This window comes from Emticicia sp. 21SJ11W-3 (genome assembly GCF_024138715.1).
Taxonomy (GTDB): Bacteria; Bacteroidota; Bacteroidia; order Cytophagales; family Spirosomataceae; genus Emticicia; species Emticicia fluvialis.
The window spans coordinates 1,806,041-1,833,030 of sequence record NZ_CP092074.1 but is presented as its reverse complement, the minus strand read 5'-3'; the positions used below and the strand labels follow the sequence as shown (position 1 = coordinate 1,833,030).

Below are 26,990 nucleotides of genomic sequence, written 5' to 3'. Positions count from 1 at the left end.
TATACCATTATGAATAAAATATTATTAAGCACATTAACGGCTTTTATTATTGCTCTAGCGCTGGCATGCAGTAAAACTGAGAGTTCGGTTGACGAACAGGATGGTTTAAGCGCTTTTAGTCAGGATAGCCTGATTAAACATATTGTAAAACTCTCTTCTGACGAATTTCAGGGACGTCGCCCGTTTACCATTGGCGAAACCAGAACGGTAGAATACCTGACGCAGACGCTCAGAAACATGGGGGTTGAACCCGGAAACGGTAGTGAGTATTTTCAGAAGGTGCCTATGGTTGAAATAACCCCGACCTGCGACCCTGCCATGTTAGTAAACACTGGCAAAGGGAATTTCAGCCTTAAAAACATGGAAGACTATGTTATCTGGACAGAAAATACTGATTCTGTTGTTTCTGTTGAAAAAAGTGATGTGGTGTTTGCAGGTTTTGGCGTAGTTGCCCCGGAATATAACTGGAACGACTACCAAGGCCTTGATGTAAAAGGAAAGTTTGTGCTGGTAATGGTAAATGACCCCGGCTTTAGCACAGGAGACACCACCCTTTTTAAAGGAAAAGAAATGACTTATTATGGCCGCTGGACCTATAAGTTTGAAGAAGCTGCCAGACAAGGCGCCAAAGGCTGCCTGATTGTTCATAACGAAAAAGCGGCATCTTATCCGTTCAGCGTTGTTCAGAACTCATGGGGAAAGTCGCAGCAGCATTTAGACACACGCGGAAGCAAAGAATACCGTTGCCCTGTTGAAGGGTGGATAACCGAGGCCGCAGCAAAAAAACTATTGAACACCGTTAGCAATGGTGAAGCACTTCTGGTAAAAGCAAACCAAAAAGGCTTTAAGCCTGTGGCACTACCGGCTAAAGTTTCAACCTCAATGAAAGTAAAAGCTGTATTTAATGAGTCTAAAAACGTAATTGGTAAAATAACCGGTAGCAAGCGCCCGAACGAATACATTATTTACAGCGCTCACTGGGACCACTTCGGTATTGGCAAACCGGATGCCAAAGGAGATTCAATCTACAATGGTGCGCTTGATAACGCCAGCGGAACGGCCGCTGTACTGGAAATTGCCCGTGCTTTTAAAAGCCTTAAAAATAAACCTGAACGAAGCATTGTTTTCTTATTTGTTACCGGCGAAGAACAAGGCCTGCTGGGCTCAGCTTACTATGCACAACATCCGGTTTTTCCGGCTAATGAAACAGTGGGGAATCTGAATATTGATGTTATTAATAATTTTGGCCGAACCAAAGACATTTCAATTGCCGGCGAGGGCCAGTCGGAACTTGAAGACTACCTGAAAAAAGAAGTAGAAAGCAAAGGCAGATACATTGCGCCTGAAGCGCACCCGGAGGCAGGCCACTACTTCCGCTCAGACCACTTCAGCTTTGCGAAAGCAGGTATACCAGCCTTAACAACCGGAAGCGGCATTGACGAAGTTGCAAAAGGAAAAGAATACGGACAAAAGCAACAGGAATTATACACAGAAAAATTTTATCATCAGACTACCGACCAATACGATGCCGCAACCTGGAAACTGGAAGGCGGACTGGAGGACACCATCCTTTTGTTTCAGATAGGTAAAAGGCTGGCCTTTGAAACTACCTGGCCACAATGGAAAGAAGGCTCTGAATTTAAGGCATTGCGCAAGAAATAACATCGTTTAAATCATGAATCAATCATCAGAAACCAACCGGCCTGCGGCCATTACTTTTATTTGTACAGTTGCCTTTGTTTGGGCAACATTAACGGTGCCTCTTATATTTTACAGCACTACCAAAGCAGTTGGCCCCTGGTATCCTCCGTATCTGGCTTTTTCAGTGGCGGCCAGCTACCTGGGTACCGGTGGTATATGGCTATTACGAAAATGGGGTTTGTATGTATATGCAGGTTTTCATCTCATAAACCAGATTGTGCTCATTAGCGCAGGTATGTGGACTTTGTTTTCAATTCTGGTTCCGGCCATAGTTATTGGCGTTGCTTACACACATTTAAAACTAATGAAATAACTTTAGTAAAATTATTACAAACAAAAAGAGCCGGACGGGTACCCCCATCCGGCTCTTTTCAGTATATATCATTAACTTTGAATCTTATTTCTCAGGATTCAACAAGTCGTAGAACTGATCCAATTTAGGCATCAGAATGATTCTTGTACGACGGTTAGCCGCACGACCTTCAGAACTATCGTTGCTTGTTAAGGTATTGAATTCACCTCTACCGGCAGCGATTAATCTGTTCGGATCAATTTTGAAGTTATTTTGAAGCGAACGCACTACAGAAGTAGCTCTTTTCACACTCAGATCCCAGTTATCGTTGATACAGTCAGTATTGATAGAAACGTTATCTGTGTAACCTTCAATCATTACTTCAAGATCAGGACGAGATTTGATAATCTGTGCTATTTTACCAAGAACCTCATTTGCTCTGCTCGACAATTTGAAGCTTCCGCTAGAGAACAACATTTTGTCTGAGATATTAATCATGACAACAGTTTTGTCAACTTTTACGTCAATATCTTTATCTTCAATTCCTGAGCTAAGCACGCGGGTAAGGTTAACGGCCAAAGCAAGATTAATTGAGTCAGCTTTGGTTCTGGCAGCGTGCAACAAGTTGATGTACTTGTCTTTTTTCTCTAATTGAGCCAAAGTTTTATCAATATTATCATTAGCAGCTTTAGAAAGAACAGTAAGGTTACCTACCTGCTCCAATTGTTTGTCGCGTAGGCCTTTCAAATCTGTTACCTGATCTTTCAAATCTTTGATTTGTGCATCACGTTGTTTGATTTCAGATTGTGACGTGTTACCAAGATTAACTCTGTCTTGCTCAGATTTTGAAAGACGATCTTTATAATCCTGAACGGTGTCGCCACATTTTACTAAATCTGCCTGCGCTTTGTCGTATTGTTGTTGAAGACTAACAAATTTTTTCTTAGCCACGCACGATGACATAAAAATACCTGCTGCAATTAAAAATAGAAACTTAGAAGGGGTTTTCATACACTAATCTACTTTGTGTTTAGGGTGAAAAATTTCACAAATTTGGACAATTATGAATTAATAAAAAATTAAATCTGAACTCAGTTATTGATTTTTAACAATTAATACTACTACACAACAGAAAAGTACTATTTCACGAACGCCCCGAATTAAACTTTATTGATAATTTAATAAATTTTAATCTGAACTATAAGTTATGGCTAATTTCTGACTGCCCAAACACTTACTTACAATTGCTGAAAACTAAAGAAAGAGACGCGTTAAACAACCAGATAAAACAATCGCGCAATGTTAATTATGAAAAAAATCTATCAACTATCAAAGTCATGCCGAAATAAAAAATTGCATTAGCTAAGTGTTTGGCTGAAACTCTTCTCCTGAAAATTTATCCTGTGATTTTTGATATTGAAAAATTCTCTCTTGAAGATTTTAAAAAACAAGAGCCTGATAATTATCTCATTACCAGGCTCTTACAATTTCAATATCGCAGCGATTTGTGACCCTAAGGGGAATCGAACCCCTGTTTAATCCGTGAAAGGGACTTGTCCTAACCGCTAGACGATAGGGCCGGCTGGTTCCATTTATCGTCTGCGTTTGTAAATTGTGGTGCAAAAGTACGGCAATTTTTTTACAATGCAATAGTTGGGCAAAAAAAAAAGTAAAATATTTTCAATTTTTTTTTTCAGCCCCATTTTCAAAGCTAAAAACATTATATTTGGTGCATGTAAAAAACTACTCTGAACGTAAGACATGAAAAAAAGCTTTTTGTTTCTATTCCTCTTCATTAACACATTGTGGGTACAGGCCCAGAACACTAAAACACCCGACGAATTTCTTGGTTACAAACTCGGAACCAAATTCAGTTTCCACCACCGCATTGTAGATTATGCCAGACACGTAGCTGCACAGAATCCGACACAAGTAAAAATTTTCGATTACGGAACCACCTTTGAAGGCCGCCCGCTTATACTGGTAGCTATTGCCACTCCGGAGAATTTATCAAAGCTGGAAGACATCCGCACATCCAATCTTAAAAGTATTGGCCTTCTGGAAGGCAAACCAACCACCAAAGTGCCAGCTATTGCGTGGCTGAGCTACAACGTTCATGGCAATGAAGCCGTAAGCTCTGAGGCCGTAATGCAGGTTTTATACGAAATGCTTAATAAAAGCAACAGCGTTACCCAGAACATATTAAAAAATACAGTTGTACTGATTGACCCTTGTATAAACCCTGACGGCAGAGACCGCTATGCACAATGGTATAACCGGGTAACCAGCAAGGTATTTAATGCTACCCCGTTTGCAGCTGAACATAATGAACCCTGGCCCGGAGGGCGTTTTAATCATTACCTGTTTGACCCAAACCGTGACTGGGCCTGGCAAACACAGGAGATATCGACTCAGCGCCTGAAAATTTATAACCAGTGGATGCCGCATCTGCATGCCGACTTCCATGAAATGGGTGTCAGCAGCCCTTATTACTTTCCTCCATCAGCCAAACCTTATCACGAAGATCTGACAGCCTGGCAAAGAGAGTTTCAGCAAACCATAGGCGAATACAACAAAAAATATTTCGACAAAAACTACTGGCTGTATTTTTCAAAAGAAAATTATGACCTGCTTTACCCAAGCTACGGCGACACCTACCCTTCTTATAACGGCGCCATAGGTATGACCTACGAACAAGGCGGTGGTGGCAGAGCCGGCATTGCGATAGCTAAAGAAGACGGCGACACCCTAACACTATCTTACCGTATTGCTCATCATTTTTCTGCGAGCCTGGCGACTCTCGAAGCCATTTCATCAAGGTCTGATAAAACAGTAGATGAATTTGTAAAATTCTTTGAGCGCAACAAAAACAACCCTGTTGGCACTTATAAGTCGTTTGTAATGAAAAGCAAAGGCAGCGAGGCAAAGGTAAAAGCCTTAACAGGCCTGCTTGATAAACTGAATATTACTTACGGGTATGCAGGCAAAGAAACGTCTGCCACTGGTGTTAACTACCAGAATCTGAAAGAAGAGAGTTTTAAAGTAGAGGCGAACGATTTAATTGTGAGTACTTACCAGCCCAAAGGCACTTTTGTAAAGATTCTTTTTGAGCCTAAAACCATGCTGGAAGACTCACTAACTTACGACATCACTGCCTGGGGTATGCCTTATGCCTATGGTTTAAAGGCATTTGCCACGAAAGAAAAACTATCTGCGGGTAATTCTCAGCCTAATTACAGCATACCCGAATTAGCAGTTGGCGGAAAACCCTATGCCTATGTGGCAACGTATAATTCGTTTGAAGACGTGAAGTTTCTGACGCAGATATTATCAAAAGGCATTAAGGTTCGCTTTAATGAAAATGCTTTTGAAACCGGCGGGCGAAAATTTGATATTGGGTCTGTTATCATAACCAGAACCAATAACCTGCGCATGGGCGATGAGTTCGACAAAGCCGTGCAGTCGGCAGCTAAAGCATTTGGCATTAACTTATTGGCTACCAACTCCGGAATGGTTACTACGGGCAACGACTTTGGCTCAGGCTCTGTTAATATACTTAAAAACCCAAGAGTAGCTGTTATATCCGGTGATGGTATTTCGCCAACAGCTTTTGGCGAGGTGTGGCATTTCTTTGAACAACAAATCAATTATCCTATAACTGTAATTGAGGGTTCTACCTTCTCAAGAGTGCCATTAGACCAACTGGATGTTTTAATACTTGCAGATGGAAATTACGACAGAATTTTCGGTAATGGTGATGCACTTAAAAAGTGGATTCAGGGCGGTGGAAAAGTAATCGCATTGGAGTCGGCCACCAGTTATTTTGCTGATAAAGACGGGTTTGGTCTGAAACGCAAAAAAGATGGCGAAGCCAAAGATAAACCTGAACTGAAAACCTATGGCACCAGAGAACGCGAGAGTATATCTGAACAGGTGGTTGGCGCCATATATAAAGTTGATATCGATAAAACACACCCTTTGGGCTATGGCACCGATGGCAGTTATTATCTACTGGCCCGTGACCCCTACAATTTTGAGTATCTGAAAGAAGGATGGAACGTGGGTTATCTGAAAGACAACAACTATATAACCGGATTTGTAGGCCAGAAAGCCAAAGATAAAATGAAGAATACCCTTGTTCATGGGGTACAGGAATTAGGAAGAGGAAAAATTGTGTACATGGCAGACGACCCGATTTTCAGGGGTTTCTGGTATGGAGGAAAACTATTGTTTGCCAACGCTGTATTCGTAGTCTATTAACATAACCTGATTTTTGTTTAATCTCATGAATTCAACCCGACGAAACTTTTTAAAAACAGCAGCGCTTGGCAGTGCGGCGGCTTGCGCTCCTGCTCTGGTTCAGGCACAACCGGTAGTTAAACCAGCCGGAAAAATCAAGCTGAGCGTATCCAGCTATTCTTACTGGCACTTTAAAGGCGAGAAATTTCCGATTGAAAAAGTGATTGATGAAGCCGCAAAGCTGGGTCTTGAAGGCATTGATGTGTTGCATCGCCAGATGGCCGGTGAAGACAATTCGTATCTGCAAAAGCTAAAAAAACATGCGTTTGTGAATGGCATTGCCATGACCTGCCTGTCTATTCATCAGGGCTTTGTATCGCCCGACAAGGAGGTTTTAAAACAACATATAGACCATACCAATCATTGTATTGAACTGGCCTATAAAATGGGGATTCCGTGTATGCGCTTAAATACCGGTCGTTGGGGAACCATCAAATCATTTGATGAATTTATGGCCAAAAGAGGCATTGAACCTGCCATTGCCGGATACACCGAAGATGAGGCCTTTAAATGGTGCATCGACAGCATACAGCAATGCCTGAAAAAAGCCGAAGAATGTGGCGTGTTGCTTGCCCTTGAAAACCACTGGGGGCTTGGCTCAACGCCGGAAGGTATGTTGAGAATTAAAAATGCAATAGATTCTCCTTGGCTGAGCTTATTGATGGATACTGGTAATTTTTTGGAAAATCCTTACGATAAGCTCGAAAAAATTGCCCCGCAAACCAGCTTTGTGCAGGCTAAAACCTATTATGGTGGTGGTGTATGGTATAGCCTTGACCTTGACTATAAAAGAATAGCAGATATACTGAAAAAAGTAAATTATCAGGGTTATGTATCTATAGAATTTGAAGGCAATGAAAACCCGGAAACGGGCGTCAAAAAAAGCGTTGATCTGATGAGAAGCGTTTTTGCCTGACAAATTGTTTGGCATTCGTCCAAAGAGCGTTCGTAAACCGGTTTTACGGACGCTCTTTTTTTAACAGCTTTGGTTTACACCTGCAATGGTATCAATGGCCATGTCATTGTTCTCTTAACCATACTGAACCAAAAGCAAATGACCCGGCCAGGCCTATAAACACTATGAAACAGGCTGAATAATTATTATTGCTTCAGTGCGCATATAAGTACTTTATCGCCAAAAACACTCCCAATAAGCAGTTTATTATGCCAAACTGCACCCACACTTGAGCCTGAAAGTTGTGTTCCGTCATTTAAATAAATACTCTTTAAGGCCGGAGTGCCAGTTTTTAAAGAAACGCTGATAACTTCAGACGGTGATAATTTAGAGTGGTCTTTAGCATGAGCCAGAAAAGCCAGTAATTTGGGGTGACAGCCCACCCACAAGTCGCCCGATTCATCTATCTCAATATTGTCGGCTCCGTTAATGGCAATCTCACTGCTTTCTTTTATATTTCCTGTAAGAATATCCCGGTCAAATACTACTATTTTTCGGCCCGAAGTAGCCGCAACATATAACTTTTGCCCGTCGTTACTTACGTTTATGCCATTGGCATACAAAAAGCCATCAGCCATAATCTTTACCTTGCTGCCATCAAAGTAGCCCACATTGCCCATGGGTATCTGAAGTAAATCTTTTTTTGACCGCCATTCTGAAATTTCCTCATCGTGGTCGTTAGTAAAATAAAATTGCCTATCACCTACCGCCACCACATCATTCGGGCTGGCAAATAAATTACTGTTGATGGTCTCCAGATGTGTCAGCGTGCTGTCTTGAAAACTGAATATTTCAATACTTGTACGGTTTTTCTTATGATTAACCACAAAGAGTCGTTTTCCACCCTCCGGCGATTGAAACAAACTAATGCCATGCGGATGGAAATCTGTTAATGCTAATGGCGCTGTAAGGTTAACAGGTTTGGGAGCTTCCTGAGTACAATCAATCAAAAAAATGTTTCCATTAGGCGCATTTGCAATAAACCCGCCTGACGAAACAAAAGCCAGCCCGGTAGTTTTATCTATGGTTATATCTTCTGCGCCATTAAAACCTGGCACTTCTTTAACTGTTCCATTAAAATGTGGCTCAATTTTTGTAAAAATTCCTGCGTTCCATAAGGTTTTCAGTACAAATGCTGTGATTATGAGCACAATGGCAAAAATTATTATTATGAAGCGTTTCATAGAAATTGTAATTATCTTTAGGGTTGAAAACGTACAAATGAACAAAAAGAAATTGAAAAACGGGCTTCATTAACCAAATTTGATTTCATGCTCAAAAAATGGCGTTCGAACCCATAATTATTCCGTTTGGTGTAAATAATAAAACCCCTGAATGGGTGGCCTGATTTTTAATGTTTAAAATTGCTCTTAAATCTATTACTCATGAAAAAAACTCTTGTTTTCAGTTTAGGTTTGTCAGTTCTTTTGCTTTATGTTGCCTGCCAAAAAACCGGCCGAAATGAGGTAAATGCCGAAGGAACATTAAAATACGAAATAGATAAGTCGGCACCAGTGTGGGCAGATGAATTTAACTATTCAGGGTTGCCGGATACCGGCAAATGGAGTTACGACACGGGCGGTAATGGCTGGGGAAATGACGAAAAGCAATTTTATACCAAAGACGCAAAAAATGCGCGTGTTGAAAACGGGGTGCTAATTATTGAGGCCAGAAAAGAAAAATTTGAAAACAACAACTATACATCTGCGCGACTGGTAACTAAAAACAAAGCTGATTTTTTGTATGGGCGATTTGAAATAAAAGCCAAATTACCCAAAGGAAGAGGCGCCTGGCCTGCAGCCTGGATGCTGGCCACTGAGAAATCGTACGGCGCCAATTACTGGCCCGATAATGGTGAGATTGATATCATTGAACACGTTGGATACGACCAGAACCGGATACACGGGAATATCCATACCAAGGCTTTTAACCATACTATAAAAACCAATAAAGGTAATAATGTTGTGGTACCCGGGGTTTCAGACGATTTTCATGTTTATGCCTGCGAATGGACACCCGATAAAATAAGTATAGAGATAGACGGCAACAAGTATTTTACCTTTACCAGAGAAGCTAATTACGGCTGGGCGGAATGGCCGTTCGACAAGAAGTTTCATTTACTGTTGAACATAGCCGTAGGAGGCAGCTGGGGAGGCCAGCAAGGCATTGATGACAGTATTTTTCCGCAACGCATGGAGGTAGACTACGTACGAGTCTACCAGGCGTTAAAAAAATAAATGAGTTATAAGTGGATAGCGGGAAAGAGGCTGTAAGGCTATCAGCTGTGCTAAAATAAGAAAAGCAAGAATCAGATGACTCTTGCTTTTGCTCTCGTCAAACTGCTGTTGATTATTAAAATCATCGAGCCGTTGGCTCCTGCGAACGGGCCGGTGATTTTATGATAAAGCTCTGTTTATGCCTTGCAGGCGTTAATGGCTACTATCGTTATAAAAAACATTACAACAACAATTTCGTCAAAATACTCGTAAAAAAACTTCTTCATATACTACTTAAAATTAAAATTTATTATACGATGATTCCCGTTTCAGGTGAAAGGTTGGAACCTATGTATCAAATTTTTATTAAGCAGATTTACTAAATATGCAGAAGGTCGTCTTCATGGCTATAACACCTTCGTGTTCATAGTGCAAATATCGGAAAGACTATTTTGCAGGCCAATACCCATTTCAGGGTATTTTTTAACTCGCGCATCCGTACCAGTACGTATTGATTAAATTAATTTGCGTTCTACGGCATACTTTATGAGCCCCACTATGGTTTTGGTATTGGTTTTACGGTAAATATTCTTGCGGTGGGTTTCTACAGTTCTTTCAGAAATATACAATTGTTTGGCAATATCTGCATTAGAAAACTCTCTGGATATTAACTTCAGAATCTCAATTTCTCTATCTGACAAACGATAAATTTCTTCTTCGGGGTCATTTCTGTTGGCCAGGCTTCTGAGAATTTCATTAGACACCTCGCGGCTGAAATAAACATTACCCTTCGACACCTCATTGATTGCATCAATCAGTTCGTTCCTGCCGATTGTTTTAAGAATAAAGCCCGATATGCCCGCGTCCATAAGGTCATGAACAATAGAAACATCATAAGAAACCGACAATGCAAGGACTTTTAAATCAGGAAATGCTTTCTTAACCTTTTGAGTAAGCTCAATGCCTGTCATTTTAGGCATATAAAGGTCTGTGAGGAGGATATCAACAGGGTGATCAGAGAGATAAGTCAAGGCAAGTTTTCCATCGAGCAGTTTACCCACAACTTCAAAGTTATCTACACCCTGGAGCATAGCTTCTATGCCATCAATCAGAATCTGATGATCGTCAACTATTAAAATTTTGAGTTTGGCGGCTATCATTACAAACGAATCAAATGAGGGGAATTTCAACAATTACGCTGGTTCCTCTTCCGATTGCTGAATCAAAATTAACACTTCCATTCAAATATTCTACTCTTGTGGTCACATTTTTAATTCCAATACCTTCTTTCCCTACTCTCTGGTTATCAAAACCCTTGCCGTTATCTTCTATAATCAATACCAGTTCTTTTTCGTGTATTACCAGTTCTATGTTAACTTTTGTGGCCTCTGCATGACGAAAAATATTACTCAAAGCCTCTTGTACAACACGGTAGAGGGTGGTTTCAATTTTTTCGTTGAGTCTTTCTTTTAATCCTATTATCTGCAATTCAATTTGTAGTTCTCCGAGCGAATTTATTTTATTAACAAACTGCTTGAGGGCGGTAGACAAGCCAAGTTTTGTCAGAGCACCAGGCATCATGTTATGAGAAATCTCCCGTATCTCCTTGATGCTCTCTTCCAGCAAATCAAGCGAGCTTTGAATGTGTTCATTTTCTTCCTTTTTCTTTGCCATAAAGTTACCAAGAGCCATTCTGGCTGCGGCCAGCATCTGCCCTATGCCATCGTGCAGGTCGCGCGCAATTCTTACCCGCTCTCTCTCTTCTGCCTGCAATATGGCTTCAGTTCTCTGCTGCTGGGCTATGGTTTTTTCAAGAAAAAGCTGCTCGGCAGTATCTTGCATGGCCTTTAGCCGATAGGCCAGCAAAACCATCAGAAATACAATTTCAATAATATAAGCATAAGCAAAATAATCAATTTCAACCAGTCGGCTTCCTCTTACTATTTCATAATTACTTAAAGCAGAATAAAATATTATAAACGCAACGGGTAAATTAGCAATAAGAAAATAAATGGCCTCTTTTCTGTAATGGCCTATCCTGATACAATAAAATGAGCTGAGCATAACATAGGTGGTGGGTATCCAGAACACCAGCCCAAGCACCTTATTTACAACTTTAATGTAACGCTTAAACCACTCGCCATGTACCAGCAGGCTGTCGGCATATAAAAACATAATCATGCCTGTAAGGATGGTTATCAGACCAATATGCAGGTAGTTGATATATTTGTTTTTGAGGAGGTCCCAGCGAAGGTATTTTCTGATAAAAAAAAGCCCGGCTATAAGCAATAAAAGCGAGGCGACGTATCGGAGGCGGTTGCCCTGCACACCAAAGGAGCCATCTACATAATACCTTATGAAATACCCCTGCGAGGTAGCAACAAAAGCAAGCGCCATAAGTACATACAAGGCATAAAAAAAATAGAGCATGTCTTTAAAAGCAAAAAGAAGCAGAAAAGACATAAAAACCACAAACAGCAAAATGCCAATTACAAAGCCCCAAGTGTGGTAGTCTGTTGAATAATAGTAGTAGTCGAAAATGTTTCGCTCCCAGATATTTACCGGCGCCCAGATAGACCCTACCTCTGTCTGAAGTTTAAGATAACATACAACCTCCTGGTTTGCCTTTAAAACAACAGGAAAGAAAAAATTACGGTGTTTAATTACCCGTGCAAGCTGCGGAGTTTGCCAGGAAAGAAAGTGGTCTGACAATATAACGCCATTTTCGGTGGTGTAAAATCTGGCTTCGTCATAAAGAGGCGTAGGCAGGTCTATTATGAAGCTCTGGTCAATACCTGTAGAGTTTTTTAGCCTGAACTTAAACCAGAAGGGGTTACCTCTTGCCCAGAAAGTAGGCGCATTGCCTTTGGTTTGTTTAAAATGATAGGCTTCGGGTCTGGTTAGTAATTCTTTAAGTGTGAGCTGCCGGCTTTTATCCTGATAATAACTCAAACCGGGAGGCATATTTTTCATTTGCCAGTTACCGTCGTAGTTCAAAAGAATAACCCCTGTTGAGTCTTTGCCATTAACACCCAGAGAGGCAAGGCTCAAAAATAACAGAAATAAAATCCTGCCGAATATTCTTAAGCTTCCGGGTTTTATGTAAATGGCTGGCCGTATCATGTACTAATAAAAAAATATATAAGACACAACAATGGCAGTAACTACACCTGCAAAGTCGGCCAGCAAACCGGCTATCAATGTATAACGGGTATGCTTAATGCCTACCGAGCCAAAGTAAAGCGCTAAAATATAGAGGATGGTGTCTGAACAAGCCTGAAAAACACAAGACAAACGCCCGACGAAAGAGTCAGCCCCGTGGGTTTTCATGGCGTCTATCATCATGGCTCTTGAGCCACTGCCGCTTAATGGGTGCATCAGAGCAGTTGGAAGCGCCTCGGTAAAATCTGTATTAATGCCGGTAAGACCTATCACCCATTTCATACCATCTACTATATAAGTTAAGGCTCCGCAATTCCGAAAAACACTAATGGCCACTAACATACCAACCAGATACGGAATTACTTTTACTGAGGTTTCGAATCCGTTTTTTGCGCCATCAATAAAAGCCGAGAAAACATCAACTTTTTTGTAAACAGCCCCTCCTATAAACCCCACAATAAAAACCATCAGCAACATATTACTTACAACTTTCGATGTGGTCTCTATTTCTTCTTTAGAAAGGCGCGCAAAATACCAGATTACAAAACCAATAAACGCCGTTACCCCGGCCAGCCAGCTAAACAATGTTTTATCAAAAAAATTGATGCGCTGCTTAATTCCAACAAAAAGCATTCCGGTCAGCGTAGCCACATATACCGATATCAATGCCGGAATAAAAATATCTGAAGGGTCGGCTGCATTATAAATAGCTCTTTGAGCCATAATACTTAAAGGTATCAAAACTGGCCCGGCGCTATGCAGTACCATAAACATAATCTGGGCATTACTTGCCGTTTCTTTATTAGGGTTTAACTCCTGAAGACTCTGCATGGCTTTAAGCCCGAACGGCGTAGCGGCGTTATCTAACCCCAACATATTGGCCGAAAAATTCATAATCATCTGCCCATTTGCCGGATGGTCTTTTGGCACTTCCGGAAACAGCTTGCTGAAAAACGGGCCTATGATTCTGGCCATGCGTCTGATAACCCCTGCCTCCTCGCCCACTTTCAATATCCCTAAAAAGAATGTCATAACTCCGGCCAAAGGCAGGGCAATATCCATCACGGCCAGCTTGGCGGAATCGAACATGCCATCAACAACCAGCTTGAATATCTCGGTATCCCCGGTAAATATGACTTTAATAAGTGCAACAACAAATGCGATAAGAAAAAATGCTACCCAAATGTAGTTTAATGCCATAAATTTGAGATTTTAGGTTTAGATTTGCCGGCAAGATATAAATAAACTAAGATTTATAATTGCTTGCCTTTCATTTTCTACAAAAAACCGGAACTGCCGGAATAATGAACCAATTTTATGGCAAAACTAAAGCTAATTTCAGGAATATCAATAGTAACCCTGTTGATGGGAGCTTGTACTTCTCAGACACAGACCGAAAAAAAAGACACATTAAAGACTGATACCATACAAATAAAGAAAGATACTGTTGCGGTTGTAGAAACGGTGAAGATTCCTGAATTAGAGCAACGGATGATTAACCAGGGATTGGTGAATGTACAAACCCTGGACTCTACAATAATGGTTGAACTGAAGTACTCAACAACTGATAATTTTGTGCGCTCGGATGTTTACGGAGACCTGACCCGCGCCTACATGCAGAAAAAACCGGCAGAGATGCTGGCCAAAGCCAGTAAATATCTGCAAAGCCGGCATCCTGAATACAGACTACTTGTCTATGACAGCGCAAGGCCGTTATCAGTACAACATAAATTGTGGGCAATGCTAGACACCATACCCCCTGCCAAAAGAGCCGATTTTGTAGCGAATCCGGCAGAAGGCTCCATTCATAACTTTGGCTCGGCAGTTGATTTAACTGTGTTTGATACCAGGTCTGGTAAACCCTTAGACATGGGCACCAAATATGATTATTTTGGCGATTTAGCCTACCCTATTTACGAAGACGAGATGCTGGTAGAAGGCAAACTGACTCAAAAGCAGATTGATAACCGTCTGGTTTTACGCAATGCCATGCAAAAGGCCGGGTATATGCGCATAGACAGCGAGTGGTGGCATTTCAATGCCATTTCGAGAGCCAAAGCCAAAGAATTATATAAAATAATAGAATGACGTTGGAATTAACCTACCGAAGAGTATCAGATTATGTTTGAAGAGATAAACGCTTACATTGCACGGTACGCTGATTTCACCGATCAGGAAGTTGCCATCTTTAATGCATCATTGCAGGCAAAAAGTGTAGCCAAAAAGGCCTTTTTGCTACAAGAAGGTGAAGTGTGCAAATTTGAAGCATTTATAAAGAAAGGATGTGTAAGAACCTATTACCTTGACCCCAGCGGCGCTGAGGTTACCCTTCAGTTTGCCATAGAAAACTGGTGGGTGAGCGACATTGCCAGTTTTCATGAGCAGAAACCCAGCCGAATGTTTATAGAAACCCTGGAAGACTGCGAGTTTTTTGTTTTAACCCCCGAAACCAAAGAGAAATTACTGGCCGAAGTGCCCAAGTTTGAACGTATGTTCAGGCTGATGGTTCAGCGGAACCTCACGCGCATGCAGGAACGGTTGTTTCAGACCATTGCTACTACTGCTGTTGAAAAATACCTTGATTTCCTGGAAAGGTACCCAACTATACCCCAAAGAGTTGCCCAACATTACATAGCCTCGTATCTGGGCTTTTCGCCTGAGTTTCTTAGTAAAGTAAGAACCAAACTGGCAAAGACCAAAGCCTGACAACCTTCTGCATTTTTTTATGCCGGTATTGTTTCTTGTCCTAGTTCAATGTTTTTGAAATTTCAAGACTGCAACTTTGTATCATCAAATCAGCAACAGAGATGTTAAGATTTGAGAAACAAACATTCTTGAATTCTAAAATAAAAAAGACAATGGAAAATAAAATCTTAGGCATACACCACATAACAGCGATAGCTGGAGATGCCAAACGCAATTTTAATTTTTACACTAAAGTACTAGGCCTGCGTTTCATTAAAAGAACCGTAAACTTTGACGACCCCGGCACTTACCACTTTTACTTTGCAGATGGTGAGGGTACTCCGGGCACGGTACTAACTTTCTTCCCCTGGGGAAACGCCGTAAGGCAGGGGAAAAGAGGTGCCGGTATGGCAACCGAAATTGGCTATGCCGTACCAGAAGGCAGCCTTGATTTCTGGGTAGAGCGTTTTAAAAAATACAATGTAATTTATAACAAACCGTCTGAAAGATTCGGGGAAAAATACCTTACTTTTCTTGACCCTGACGGATTGAAACTTGAACTGATTGTACCCAAAAATGCCGACCCCAGAAAACCCTATGAAACAGAAGAAGTAAAGGCAGACGTGGCAACAAGGGGCTTTTATAATACAACCATTACACTTAATGATATTAAGCCTACTGCAACCGTATTAACAGAGGTGTTTGGCTATAAGTTAATTGCCCAGGAAGCCAACCGGTATCGTTACGCTACCGATGCCATTGATACAGCCAATATCATTGATCTGGTTGAATTACCCAACGAAGCCAGAGGTTTAGGTGCCGGTGGTACTATACACCACATTGCGTTCAGAGTTAAAGATGATGCAACGCAGATGGCTTATCATAAAAAAATTCAGGAGCTGGGGTTCCATATTACGCCACAGATAGACCGTAACTATTTCCACTCTTTGTATTTCAGAGAACCGGGTGGCGTTTTATTTGAGATAGCAACTGATAATCCGGGGTTCACGGTAGACGAACCTTTGGAAGAATTGGGTACTAATCTTAAACTGCCTGCACAATACGAGCCTCGCAGAAAAGAGATTGAAGCCCATCTGGTAAAATTAGATTAACCACATAATTGTTTAAAACAATGGATTTTCAGGCTTTAAAGTACATATATGTGCCAGTAGAACAACCAGGAGCAACCACTTTGTTGCTCCTGCACGGCACTGGCGGCAATGAGCATGACCTGCTACCCATTGCCAAAGAAATAGGCAGTGGTTTTAATATACTCAGTTTAAGAGGCAATGTGTCTGAAAACGGCATGCCAAGATTCTTCAAAAGACTAGGTATGGGCATATTTGACGAAAAAGATTTAACATTCCGTACGCATGAAATGGTGAGTTTTTTAAAAGAACTGGCAGAAAAAGAAGGTTTTGATGTCAACAAGATGGTAGCACTGGGCTATTCTAACGGCGCTAATATTGCCGGAAGCACTTTGGTGCTGTATCCTGACTTTCTGGCCGGTGCTATTCTTTACCGCCCCATGCAGCCATTTAAGAGTATTGGTTCAGACCTTAAAAACACCCTGAACACCCCGGTTTTTTTAAGTAATGGTACCAATGACCCCACGGTTAATCAGGCTGATACTTTAAAGTACGTGGAAATTCTTAAAAATGCAGCATTTGCTGTAAGCAATCATAACCTGCCAACGGGGCATCAGCTTACCAGAAATGATATTCTGCTTTCGGCAGAATGGTACAAAAAGCACTTTAGTTAAAAGAAGTTAAAAGCAAAGGATAATAGCCGGGCATAGTATCGGGTTGAAATACTTTTTTTAGATTTGCGGAAAAGTTTCCGTCAATAAATCATGAAAAAGACATTAACCGGTATTTGTGTTCTTGCTGTTATCCTTTTTTCGTGCAATGATTCCAGTAAATCAAGCTCTGAAGAAACATCAGCCATACCTAACATACCATTTCAATTAGTAAATTCGTTTCCGCACGACACCACAGCTTTCACAGAAGGGCTGCTGGTGCATGATAATCTGCTTTACGAGAGTACGGGCTCACCTGATGAGCTGCCAGAAACTTCTTCTGTTATTGGTATTGTTGATTTAACTACGGGCCGACTGGATAAAAAAGTAAGCCTCGATAAGTCTAAATACTTTGGTGAGGGCATGGCTATTCTGAACAACAAGGTGTATCAGCTTACCTACAAGTCAAAAACCGGCTTTGTTTACGACTTAAAGACATTTAAAAAAATAAAGGAATTCAGTTTCAATAATGCTGAGGGCTGGGGGCTAACCACCGACGGTAAGTGGCTCATCATGAGCGATGGCACTTACACCCTAACCTATCTGGACCCTGAAAGCCTTGCAGTTGTTAAAACCTTATCAGTAAAAGAAAACGGATTTGCAAAAGAGCAACTCAACGAACTGGAATATATTAAGGGTTTTATTTATGCCAATATATGGCAGACGAACGAAATTGTAAAGATAGACCCTGCCACCGGAAACGTGGTAGCAAAACTGGATTTAGGTTCGCTGGCATCTGATGCCCGCACACGATACCCAAAATCAATGGAAACAAACGGTATTGCCTATGACTCAACCGTTAACAAAGTTTATGTAACCGGCAAAATGTGGCCAAGGGTGTATCAGATAGATTTCAAGCATTAATAATACTAGTAGCAAAGGCTGCCCGAAGCCGGGCGCCATTGCCTGCAGAAAGGTGGCAATGCAAGGTTGCAAACAGAAGATTTTTAATAGTTTACAAGGCCCGATGATTTGTTTTAAAAAGATTTTATAACAAATTGTTAGTTTTTTTCGTATCTTTGCATACTTTTTTGGAAGACACTCCCAAATAAATTATTTTTTATCGATATGCGTAAACTTCGTATTCTGTACGTTGCCAGTGAAATAAATCCCTTCCTGCAAATTTCAGAAGTAGCAGAATTTCTTCGTAAACTTCCGCAAGCCATGCAAGAAAGAGGCATGGAAATCAGAATCCTGATTCCTCGTTTTGGTTCAATCAATGAACGTAAAAACCGTCTCCACGAAGTGGTAAGGTTATCAGGAATCAATATTACTGTGGGTGAAGACGAAAAACCGCTTATTATTAAAGTGGCTTCTATACCAAGTGCAAAATTGCAAGTATATTTTTTAGATAACGAAGACTATTTCAACAGGAAATACGTTTTCTTAGATAAAGAGGGAAGTTTCTATGATGATAATGACGAAAGAACAATCTTTTTCTGTAAAGGTGTTCTGGAAACTGTGAAGAAATTAGGATGGGCTCCTGACATTGTACATTGCACCGACTGGATGACAGCTCTGATTCCTTTGTATCTGAAAACAACTTACAAAAACGACCCTGTTTTCAAAGACACAAAGTCAGTATTTACAATTTATAATAACGCATTTGAGCACAAGTTTGACGAAGACATCCTTGAGAAAGCCAAAGCCATGGATGTTTCAGATGAGGCTTTAGCCAATCTGCGCTCGGCAGACTTTGAAGGATTCATTAAAATTGGTTGTCAATATGCCGACTCAATAGTGAAAGCTAACGAGGGCATGAACGAAAATTTAAGTAAATTATTGAATGAAATTACAGCTAACAAAATTGAAGCAGGCATTGAAGACGACGACGTTACGGAAACGTACTTTAATCTTTACACAGAACTCGTTCCTTAAAAATAGCGGAAATTTCACACTTAGAATGCGGAATGTAGCCATATTGCTACTTTCCGCATTCTTTTTGTCGTGCGAAGACCCTATTAATATTGCAGTAGACGCCCCATCGGGCGGTGGACAGTTTGCTACTACTTTTACTGATACCCTTACGGTAAGCAGAGCCACCGTAATGATTGACTCAATAGTTACATCTGCACAATCAGGTGCGGTGCTGGGCCATTATACTGACCCCGTTTTTGGAGACGTTTCTGCTACTATATTTACTCAGATAACACTTCCGATTGATGGAAATACAGGTGGATATGCCGCACTTACTTTCCCGGATGCAGATAAAGACAAAGCCGTATACGACTCTATGTATGTCTATTTTGCGCACAATGGTTTTGCTTACGGAGACTCTACCAAACCAGTTACGCTTAATCTTCACCGACTGACAGAAGACTTTGTAAAAGGTAAAAAATACCTTAATAAAGATAAACTGGGTTATAACGCCACCCCTATTGCCAGCAAAAACTTAACTTACAAAGAATTTAAACGTTCGGCGGCTTCAACGGCTAAAGACAGTTTGATTTCCTTTAAGCTCCCTGCTTCTATAGGAAACGAAATCTTTTCTATTATTGGTAAAGACCAGTCGTCAGACATTGACAAATTTACTGCTGCCATTAAAGGTTTTGCTCTTACGCTCAACAATAACGCCCAAACAGTTTACGGCATTTCTATGGCACTGGGTAGCAGTGCACCGGTTCTTTATTACCATGCGCAAGGCGATACCGTTGGCAAGGCCATGTCGCTGACTTTTCTGGGAGAACGTTTCAGCGAAATTAAAACCAACAGGCAGGGTAAGGTATTGCAAAATATAAAAGAATTTGATTCAGTACCTGCCCAATTAACAGGTAATATTACTTATATGCAGTCTGGCGCTGGTATAACCACCAAAATTTTGTTCCCCACGCTGAACAACCTTCTAAAAGCCGGAAACAACAATGTGGCTATTAATAAAGCTGAACTGATTATTGAACCTGACATGGACAAGGTTGCCGGAAATTTAAGGGTGCCACCTCAGTTTGTACTGGTTGAAATTGGCAAAGATAATCGTCTGAAAAAGACGAATAATGTTGAAGACTTCGTAGCGCTTGATGTTGCCACTGGTACACAATACATTGCAGACTTCAACACTACCAATAACAACTATCAGTTTAACTTTACCTCTTATCTGCAAGACCTGCTCAATAAGAAAAAGACAACCGACGGCATTGCTCTGGTACCTAGTTTTGTAAGTACCACATCGTCTGGTTCAACCATCGGAATCTACAATAATAACGTGTCTCGCGTAGTTATAAAAAATATAAAACTGAATGTTTACTATTCAGGCAAGAAGTAACATCAGGTTATTTCAGACAAAAGAGAGGAGACCAAAATCTCCTCTCTTTTTGTTTTTATATTGTATTTTTTTCATAAATTTGATTAGATATATAGCCAGATATTGGACTTTTTCTATTTAAAACTTCTTTATTTATAGAAAACTAAAACTTCAATAAACCATGTGTGGAATTGTTGCTTATGTAGGGCACCGGGAAGCTGCACCTATTATTATTAAAGGCCTGAAAAGATTAGAATACCGTGGGTATGACAGCGCCGGCATAGCCTTATTAAACGGACACGAACTTAATATATACAAGAAAAAAGGTAAGGTATCAGACCTTGAAAACGAGCTGAAAGGCAAAGACCTGCATGCCGCCATAGGAATAGGCCACACCCGTTGGGCTACACATGGCGAACCCAACGACGTAAACGCGCACCCGCATTATTCAACCAGCAAAAAGCTGGCTATTATACATAATGGTATTATAGAAAACTACTCTGCCATTAAGCAAAGCCTTATCAACAAGGGCTATAGTTTTGATAGCGCCACCGATACCGAGGTGCTGATAAAATTTATTGAAGATATTCAGGCCAATATGCAATGCTCACTTGAAGAGGCCGTACGAATTGCACTTCGTGAGGTAGTAGGTGCCTATGCTATTGTAATTATTGATAAAGAAAACCCAACCCAACTGATAGCTGCCCGCAAAGGAAGCCCACTGGTTATTGGTGTTGGTGAAGCCGAATTTTTCTTTGCATCTGATGCCACCCCTATTATTGAATACACCAAAGAAGTAGTTTATCTGGAAGACCTTGAAATAGCTATTGTAAAAAATAATGAGCTGATAATTAAAAACCTGGCCAATGAAGATGTATCTCCGTATATAGAAACCGTTGAGCTGGAGCTGGAAGCCATTGAAAAAGGCGGGTATGACCACTTCATGCTTAAAGAGATATTTGAGCAGCCGCGCTCAATAGCTGATTCGATGCGTGGCCGTATCAATCTGGAAAATGCCACGCTTCAATTAGGTGGCTTAAGAGATTATCTGGATAAAATTGCGGGTGCCAACCGCATTGTAATAGTGGCCTGTGGCACCTCCTGGCATGCAGGCCTGGTAGGAGAATACCTTTTTGAAGAGCTGGCGCGCATAAACGTTGAAGTTGAATACGCGTCAGAGTTCCGATACCGCAACCCAATCATCAAAGAAGGAGACATTGTAATAGCTATTTCTCAATCAGGAGAAACAGCCGATACCCTGGCCGCCCTTGAACTGGCCAAATCAAAAGGTGCCATTATTCTTGGTGTTTGCAATGTGGTGGGGTCGTCTATAGCCCGTATAACTCACGCGGGGGTTTATACACATGCCGGCCCTGAAATTGGGGTAGCCAGCACCAAGGCTTTTACGGCACAGGTTACTGTTCTGAGCCTGATAGCCCTAGCAACAGCCCATAAAAAAGGAACCATCAGCCAGAATTTATACCGGGAGTTGCTCCTGGGGCTTGATGCCATACCATCAAAAGTAGAGAAGATTCTTAAAAATGCCGAGCAGATAAAAGACATATCGAAGCTATTTACGTTTGCCTCTAATTTCATATTCCTGGGCAGAGGGCTGAACTTCCCGGTGGCTTTGGAAGGCGCATTGAAACTGAAAGAGATTTCTTACATTCATGCAGAAGGATACCCCGCCGCCGAAATGAAACATGGCCCTATTGCCTTGATTGATGAAGATATGCCCGTGGTATTTATAGCTACAAAAGATAATTCTTACGAAAAAATAGTATCAAACATTCAGGAAGTAAAGGCCCGTAAAGGACGTGTAATTGCCATTGTAACCGAAGGCGAAACCCAGATACCAAAAATGGTAGACTTTGTAATAGAAGTACCCAGAACCAACGACCTGCTGCTGCCATTAATAACCTCTATTCCGCTGCAATTAATATCTTATTACATTGCCGTAATGAGAGGCCGTAATGTTGACCAGCCAAGGAATCTGGCTAAGTCGGTAACGGTGGAGTAAAAACATAAAAAAAGCAGTAATCGTCTATCAAAGAGATGATTACTGCTTAACCCCAAAACTCCAAAAAAATACAGCTCAGTTGAGCCAAAATCTTATTTGTTAAAAACTTTGATGAAATTACTGACCAACCAGTTCTCATCAGCTTTTAATAATGAACTCATCGTGTTATCTGCAAAAACCGTAACAGTGCTGATATCGTTAACAATCTTAAGAAACTCTTCTTTTTCAGTACTGTCTGGTTTTATACCCTCTTTCAACTCTTCCATGGCCTCAATCAGCGGTGTAATTTCCCGCCTGCGTCGCTCTTTGGCAATCTGCTTGGCAACTTTCCAGATATCTTTTTCTGCAATAAAATACTCCTTTCTTTCTCCGGGCAGCAGCTGTTTGTAAATCAATCCCCAATCCATCAGGTCGCGTAAGTTCATATTTACATTTCCTCTTGAAATCTGCAGTTCTGACATTATTTCGTCCGCATTCATTGATTTGGGCGCAAGTAAAAGCAAAGAGTGTATCTGTGCCATGGTGCGGTTAATACCCCACTGCGTGGCAAGAGTACCCCAAGTATGGATAAACTTGTCTTTTGCTTCTTTTAACTCCATTGTAGCCATCCTTTTTGGTAAAACTTTTTTGCACGTAAGTCTAATTGCCTCAAAGTAAAATAACAATTTTGAATTTTCAAAATTTTCTGAAAATATTTTGAAAAATTAAAACAAAAACTCCCATCACCTAATACACTGATTCACAATTGTTTACACAACACTTGAAAGCTCAACAATGCTCACATACGCCCGGCTGAAAGCCATTCCATCAACTCAGCATTGAAAAACGTAACCTAATCACTGGTACAATGCGCCTTTTGCGCACAAATTAATCAACTGAAACCTATATTTTTTAAGTCATTTTCGCTTATTTCGTGCCTTAAAATATCAAAAGCACATGTTCTCTACGCAAACATATATAGAAAGACGCAATACTCTGAAACGCAGCGTTGGAAGCGGTCTGATCTTAATTATGGGCAATGAAGAAGCCCCTATGAACTACCATGATAATACGTACCGTTACCGGCAAGACAGTAATTTTCTCTATTATTTTGGCATAAGTCTGCCCAATCTGGCAGCAATTATTGATGTAGATTCAGGCGAAGAAATCATCTACGGAGATGAATTCAGCATGGACGACATCATCTGGGTTGGCCCCCAGCCTACACTGGCAGACCAAGCCCGCAGGGTGGGTGTTTACAGAACAGACGCTTACGCAAAACTGGCTGAAAAACTAAGCAAGGCTGGCAAGGTACACTTCACCCCGCCTTACAGATACGAGAATAAATTTAAACTAAACAGCTGGCTGAATATTCCTGTGGCGCAACTCAAAGAGCGGGCATCAACAGACCTGATAAAAGCCATTGTAGGGCAGCGTTCATACAAATCTGCTGAAGAAATTGTGCAGATGGAAGAGGCCGTAAACATTACCCGCGAAATGCACCTAACCGCCATGCGCGAAACCCGGGCAGGCCGGAAGGAATTTGAAATAGCTGCCTTACTACACCAGAAAGCACTGGAGGGCGGCGGAGACCTGGCCTACCCAATCATTTTCAGTATCAACGGGCAAACATTGCATAATCATTATCATGGCAATACCATGACCGAGGGTAAACTGGCCCTGAATGATTCTGGAGCTGAAAACAGTATGTTTTATGCCGGAGACATTACGCGCACGATTCCTGTAAGTAAGACATTTACAGAACAACAAAAAGAGATATACAATGTGGTATTGCAAATGCAATTAAAGGCAATTGAAGCCCTGAAACCCGGTGTGCTTTTCAGAGACGTTCATCTGCTCGCCAACCAAGTGCTTTTAGAAGGGCTGGACGCCCTGGGCATTGTAAAAGGTGATATAAACGAAATGCTCGCGCTTGGCGTGCAAGGCCTCTTTATGCCACATGGCCTGGGCCACGCCATTGGCCTGGATGTACATGATATGGAAGACCTAGGCGAAAACTTTGTCGGCTACAGAGAGGGCCTGGAGCGTAGCACTCAATTGGGCTTGAAATCGCTCAGACTAGCCAAAGAACTGGAAGCCGGCTTTGTGGTTACCGTTGAACCCGGGCTGTACTTTATACCCGAGCTAATTGAAAAATGGAAAGCCGAAAACCAATTTACCGGTTTTGTGAATTACGACCGACTGGAAGCCTATAAAGACTTTGGCGGAGTACGCATAGAAGACAACTGCCTGATAACCGACACCGGCTACAAAGTTTTAGGCAAACCCATACCAAAAACGGTTGAAGAGGTAGAGAATTTGAAAAATTAGTTTAAATTGAGGCACATTTCAACAAGAAGTGTGCCTCAATTTTTTATGAGCTATGAAAAAAATTATCTGCATTTTATATTTCATTCCGCAAATGCTAGCTGCCCAGAATGTCAACTACGACGAAGCCAGAATACCTGCCTATACGCTACCTGATATTCTGACAGGTATTGATAACAAAAAAATTACCTCTGCTGCACAATGGGAGGCCAACAGGCCGGCTTTGGTTCAGCTGTTTGCCGAAAATGTGTATGGCATTACGCCAGAAATAAAAAGCAGGGTAAAGTATAAAATTATTGAAACAAATAATAATGCACTTGGAGGCAAAGCCATCAGAAAGCAGGTACTGATTACGTTTGAGGATTTCCCTCAATTAAACGGAATCAATTTATTGCTTTATATCCCGAAGCATATCAGAAAACCATCTGTTTTTATAGGCCTGAATTTTGAAGGAAACCACTCATTGGGTAATGACCCGGATGTACTGATTACTCAGAACTGGATGGTTGATTTTCAGAAAAACCCAGAGCATGTTTTTAAAAACCGGGCGACGCTGGCATCGAGAGGCAAAGCAGTTGTAGAAACCTGGCCTGCCGAAACCATTATCAGTAAAGGTTTTGCTATGGCAACAGCCTATTATGGAGACATAGAGCCAGACCATGCAGAAGGCTGGAAAGCAGGATTGAGAGGCTGCCTGAATATGACAGAGGAAACCGAATGGAGCGCGATGGGCGCCTGGGCATGGCAACTGAGCAGAATGCTTGACTATCTGGAAACCGATAACGACGTAAACAGCAAAAAAGCCATAGTTATTGGCCATTCAAGATTGGGCAAGGCCGCTTTCTGGGCAGCAGCACAAGACCAGCGATTTGCTGCCTTTATTTCTAACGAATCAGGCGAAGGCGGCGCTGCTTTGAAAAGAAGGTGGTACGGCGAAACACATGAAATAATCAACAAAAACTTTCCGCACTGGTTTGCAGGTAAATACAAAACGTATGCTGGCAGTATAGATGCGCTTCCGTTTGACCAACACCAGTTGTTTGGCCTTATAGCACCTCGGGCGGTGTATGTATCAAGCGCAGAAGGTGACCAGTGGGCTGACCCAAATGGCGAATTTCTGGCATTAAAAAATGCCGAACCTGTTTTTGCCCTATACGGTAAAAACGGGTTGGGAGTAGATGCTCAGCCAAAAGTTGACATTCCGGTAGGAAGCGATATCAGATACCATTACAGGTCTGGCAAGCACCACATGACAGCCTATGACTGGGAACAATATTTAAAATTTGCCGCAGAAGTAGTAAACAAGCGGAAGTAAAAACGAATACCAGTACACAGGCAAAGATTAGCCCTATATATAAAATCGTCCTTTTGTCATATTTTTTTTCTCTCTCCTTTATTTATCCCTAATATTAGGTTCAATTTCTACCTAAATAACACCTTCATTATGCAACTGGTTATTTCTAATCTCAACAAAACGTATTCCAACGGCGTGCATGCCCTGAAAGATGTAAACCTCACCATCAATCAGGGTATGTTTGGTCTGCTTGGCCCTAATGGCGCAGGTAAATCATCACTCATGCGAACCATCGCCACCTTACAGGAACCAGACAGCGGAGAAATAAGTCTTGGAAACATCAATGTTCTGACCCAGAAAGAAGAAGTGCGTAAAACACTGGGGTATTTACCGCAGGAATTTGGCGTGTACCCAAAAGTGGATGCGCTTACGCTGCTTAACCATCTGGCAGTGTTGAAAGGCATCACCAATTCGGCCGAGCGCAAAGCAGTTGTAGAAGCGCTCTTACAAAAAACCAACCTCTGGGACGCCCGCAAAAAGAACCTGGGTGGGTATTCTGGCGGTATGAAACAACGTTTTGGTATAGCGCAGGCACTATTAGCCAACCCAAAGCTGATTATTGTAGATGAACCAACTGCAGGGCTGGACCCGGCAGAGAGAAACCGTTTTCTGAACCTGTTATCAGAACTGGGCGAAAACACGGTGGTGATATTATCTACCCATATAGTAGACGATGTAAAAGAGCTTTGCTCAGACATGGCCGTATTTAATAAAGGTGAAGTGCTCTTTAAAGGCAGCCCCGACGAAGCCCTGAAATCTATTGCAGCCAAAATATGGGAAAAACGCATCAGTAAAAATGAACTGGCTGAATATAAAAGCAATTTCAGGGTGATTTCAGAAAAACTCATAGCAGGTAATCCTGTTATCCATGTTTTTGCTGACACCAACCCCGATGGTAATTTTGAAGCCATTGAAGGCGACCTTGAAGACGTTTACTTCTCTAAAATATTTGCTTAAACCTTA

At 41.4% G+C, this 26,990-nt stretch carries 22 protein-coding genes and 1 tRNA gene; 16 read left to right on the top strand and 7 right to left on the bottom strand.

From position 1 onward, the window contains the following. The first annotated feature begins 9 nt into the window (after positions 1-9). Together MB380_RS07730 and MB380_RS07725 are read left to right on the top strand one after the other, a co-directional pair. Complete coding sequence (locus MB380_RS07730; protein ID WP_253534310.1) at positions 10-1,662, top strand: M28 family metallopeptidase; 1,653 nt, start codon at positions 10-12, stop codon at positions 1,660-1,662. Positions 1,663-1,675: 13 nt separating this feature from the next. After that, on the top strand, positions 1,676-2,014 hold the full coding sequence (locus tag MB380_RS07725) for a hypothetical protein (protein ID WP_253534308.1): 339 nt from the start codon (positions 1,676-1,678) through the stop codon (positions 2,012-2,014). A gap of 84 nt (positions 2,015-2,098) precedes the next feature. Here MB380_RS07725 and MB380_RS07720 read toward each other — a convergent pair whose 3' ends face one another. Next, on the bottom strand, positions 2,099-3,004 hold the full coding sequence (locus MB380_RS07720) for an OmpA family protein (protein ID WP_253534307.1): 906 nt from the start codon (positions 3,002-3,004) through the stop codon (positions 2,099-2,101). A gap of 497 nt (positions 3,005-3,501) precedes the next feature. Beyond that, positions 3,502-3,573, bottom strand: a tRNA-Glu gene (locus MB380_RS07715). A gap of 181 nt (positions 3,574-3,754) precedes the next feature. Between MB380_RS07715 and MB380_RS07710 the strand changes: the two genes are divergently transcribed. After that, on the top strand, positions 3,755-6,253 hold the full coding sequence (locus MB380_RS07710) for a M14 metallopeptidase family protein (protein ID WP_253534305.1): 2,499 nt from the start codon (positions 3,755-3,757) through the stop codon (positions 6,251-6,253). A gap of 25 nt (positions 6,254-6,278) precedes the next feature. After that, positions 6,279-7,208 carry a sugar phosphate isomerase/epimerase gene (locus MB380_RS07705; protein WP_253534303.1) on the top strand — a complete coding sequence of 310 codons (930 nt, stop codon included), beginning with the start codon at positions 6,279-6,281 and terminating at the stop codon, positions 7,206-7,208. A 185-nt stretch (positions 7,209-7,393) separates the two neighbouring features. On the opposite strand, the gene MB380_RS07700 is transcribed toward MB380_RS07705, so the two are convergent. Next, complete coding sequence (locus tag MB380_RS07700; RefSeq protein ID WP_253534301.1) at positions 7,394-8,431, bottom strand: SMP-30/gluconolactonase/LRE family protein; 1,038 nt, start codon at positions 8,429-8,431, stop codon at positions 7,394-7,396. A 201-nt stretch (positions 8,432-8,632) separates the two neighbouring features. Here MB380_RS07700 and MB380_RS07695 point away from each other — a divergent pair, with 201 nt between their 5' ends. Beyond that, positions 8,633-9,484 carry a family 16 glycosylhydrolase gene (locus MB380_RS07695; RefSeq protein WP_253534299.1) on the top strand — a complete coding sequence of 284 codons (852 nt, stop codon included), beginning with the start codon at positions 8,633-8,635 and terminating at the stop codon, positions 9,482-9,484. A gap of 494 nt (positions 9,485-9,978) precedes the next feature. On the opposite strand, the gene MB380_RS07690 is transcribed toward MB380_RS07695, so the two are convergent. The 3 genes from MB380_RS07690 to MB380_RS07680 all read right to left on the bottom strand — a co-directional run bounded on the left by MB380_RS07690 (position 9,979) and on the right by MB380_RS07680 (position 13,825). Continuing rightward, positions 9,979-10,653: a response regulator transcription factor gene (locus MB380_RS07690; RefSeq protein WP_253534297.1), complete on the bottom strand. Its 675-nt coding sequence runs from the start codon at positions 10,651-10,653 to the stop codon at positions 9,979-9,981. Then, entirely contained in the window at positions 10,634-12,514 is a 1,881-nt protein-coding gene (locus MB380_RS07685; protein WP_253534296.1) for a 7TM-DISM domain-containing protein, read from the bottom strand. The genes MB380_RS07690 and MB380_RS07685 overlap by 20 nt, the downstream gene beginning before the upstream one ends. A gap of 75 nt (positions 12,515-12,589) precedes the next feature. Next, entirely contained in the window at positions 12,590-13,825 is a 1,236-nt protein-coding gene (locus tag MB380_RS07680) for a nucleoside recognition domain-containing protein (protein ID WP_253534285.1), read from the bottom strand. A gap of 117 nt (positions 13,826-13,942) precedes the next feature. Between MB380_RS07680 and MB380_RS07675 the strand changes: the two genes are divergently transcribed. From MB380_RS07675 to glmS, 8 genes are all read left to right on the top strand, one after another. Then, the gene (locus MB380_RS07675) at positions 13,943-14,713 is read left to right on the top strand and encodes a M15 family metallopeptidase (RefSeq protein ID WP_253534283.1); all 771 of its coding nucleotides are present in this window, start codon (positions 13,943-13,945) and stop codon (positions 14,711-14,713) included. Positions 14,714-14,746: 33 nt separating this feature from the next. Beyond that, positions 14,747-15,331 carry a Crp/Fnr family transcriptional regulator gene (locus tag MB380_RS07670; protein ID WP_253534281.1) on the top strand — a complete coding sequence of 195 codons (585 nt, stop codon included), beginning with the start codon at positions 14,747-14,749 and terminating at the stop codon, positions 15,329-15,331. Between the two features lie 152 nt (positions 15,332-15,483). Continuing rightward, complete coding sequence (locus MB380_RS07665; protein WP_253534279.1) at positions 15,484-16,422, top strand: ring-cleaving dioxygenase; 939 nt, start codon at positions 15,484-15,486, stop codon at positions 16,420-16,422. Positions 16,423-16,442: 20 nt separating this feature from the next. Then, the gene (locus MB380_RS07660) at positions 16,443-17,072 is read left to right on the top strand and encodes an alpha/beta hydrolase (RefSeq protein WP_253534277.1); all 630 of its coding nucleotides are present in this window, start codon (positions 16,443-16,445) and stop codon (positions 17,070-17,072) included. Between the two features lie 90 nt (positions 17,073-17,162). Then, positions 17,163-17,972 (top strand): glutaminyl-peptide cyclotransferase, encoded by an 810-nt coding sequence (locus tag MB380_RS07655; RefSeq protein WP_253534275.1) that lies wholly within the window; start codon positions 17,163-17,165, stop codon positions 17,970-17,972. Between the two features lie 204 nt (positions 17,973-18,176). After that, on the top strand, positions 18,177-18,986 hold the full coding sequence (locus MB380_RS07650) for a glycogen/starch synthase (RefSeq protein ID WP_253534274.1): 810 nt from the start codon (positions 18,177-18,179) through the stop codon (positions 18,984-18,986). After that, positions 18,895-20,367: a DUF4270 family protein gene (locus MB380_RS07645; RefSeq protein WP_253534273.1), complete on the top strand. Its 1,473-nt coding sequence runs from the start codon at positions 18,895-18,897 to the stop codon at positions 20,365-20,367. The genes MB380_RS07650 and MB380_RS07645 overlap by 92 nt, the downstream gene beginning before the upstream one ends. A 160-nt stretch (positions 20,368-20,527) precedes the next feature. Then, entirely contained in the window at positions 20,528-22,366 is a 1,839-nt protein-coding gene (gene glmS / locus MB380_RS07640) for a glutamine--fructose-6-phosphate transaminase (isomerizing) (protein WP_253534272.1), read from the top strand. A gap of 92 nt (positions 22,367-22,458) precedes the next feature. On the opposite strand, the gene MB380_RS07635 is transcribed toward glmS, so the two are convergent. After that, positions 22,459-22,965, bottom strand: coding sequence for a GbsR/MarR family transcriptional regulator (locus tag MB380_RS07635; RefSeq protein ID WP_253534271.1), 507 nt, complete (start codon positions 22,963-22,965; stop codon positions 22,459-22,461). 337 nt (positions 22,966-23,302) lie between these two features. Here MB380_RS07635 and MB380_RS07630 point away from each other — a divergent pair, with 337 nt between their 5' ends. The 3 genes from MB380_RS07630 to MB380_RS07620 all read left to right on the top strand — a co-directional run bounded on the left by MB380_RS07630 (position 23,303) and on the right by MB380_RS07620 (position 26,984). Continuing rightward, positions 23,303-24,676 carry an aminopeptidase P family protein gene (locus MB380_RS07630; RefSeq protein ID WP_253534269.1) on the top strand — a complete coding sequence of 458 codons (1,374 nt, stop codon included), beginning with the start codon at positions 23,303-23,305 and terminating at the stop codon, positions 24,674-24,676. A 52-nt stretch (positions 24,677-24,728) separates the two neighbouring features. After that, positions 24,729-25,988 (top strand): acetylxylan esterase, encoded by a 1,260-nt coding sequence (locus tag MB380_RS07625; RefSeq protein ID WP_253534267.1) that lies wholly within the window; start codon positions 24,729-24,731, stop codon positions 25,986-25,988. A gap of 129 nt (positions 25,989-26,117) precedes the next feature. Continuing rightward, positions 26,118-26,984 carry an ABC transporter ATP-binding protein gene (locus MB380_RS07620; RefSeq protein ID WP_253534265.1) on the top strand — a complete coding sequence of 289 codons (867 nt, stop codon included), beginning with the start codon at positions 26,118-26,120 and terminating at the stop codon, positions 26,982-26,984. The last annotated feature ends 6 nt before the right edge of the window (positions 26,985-26,990 follow it).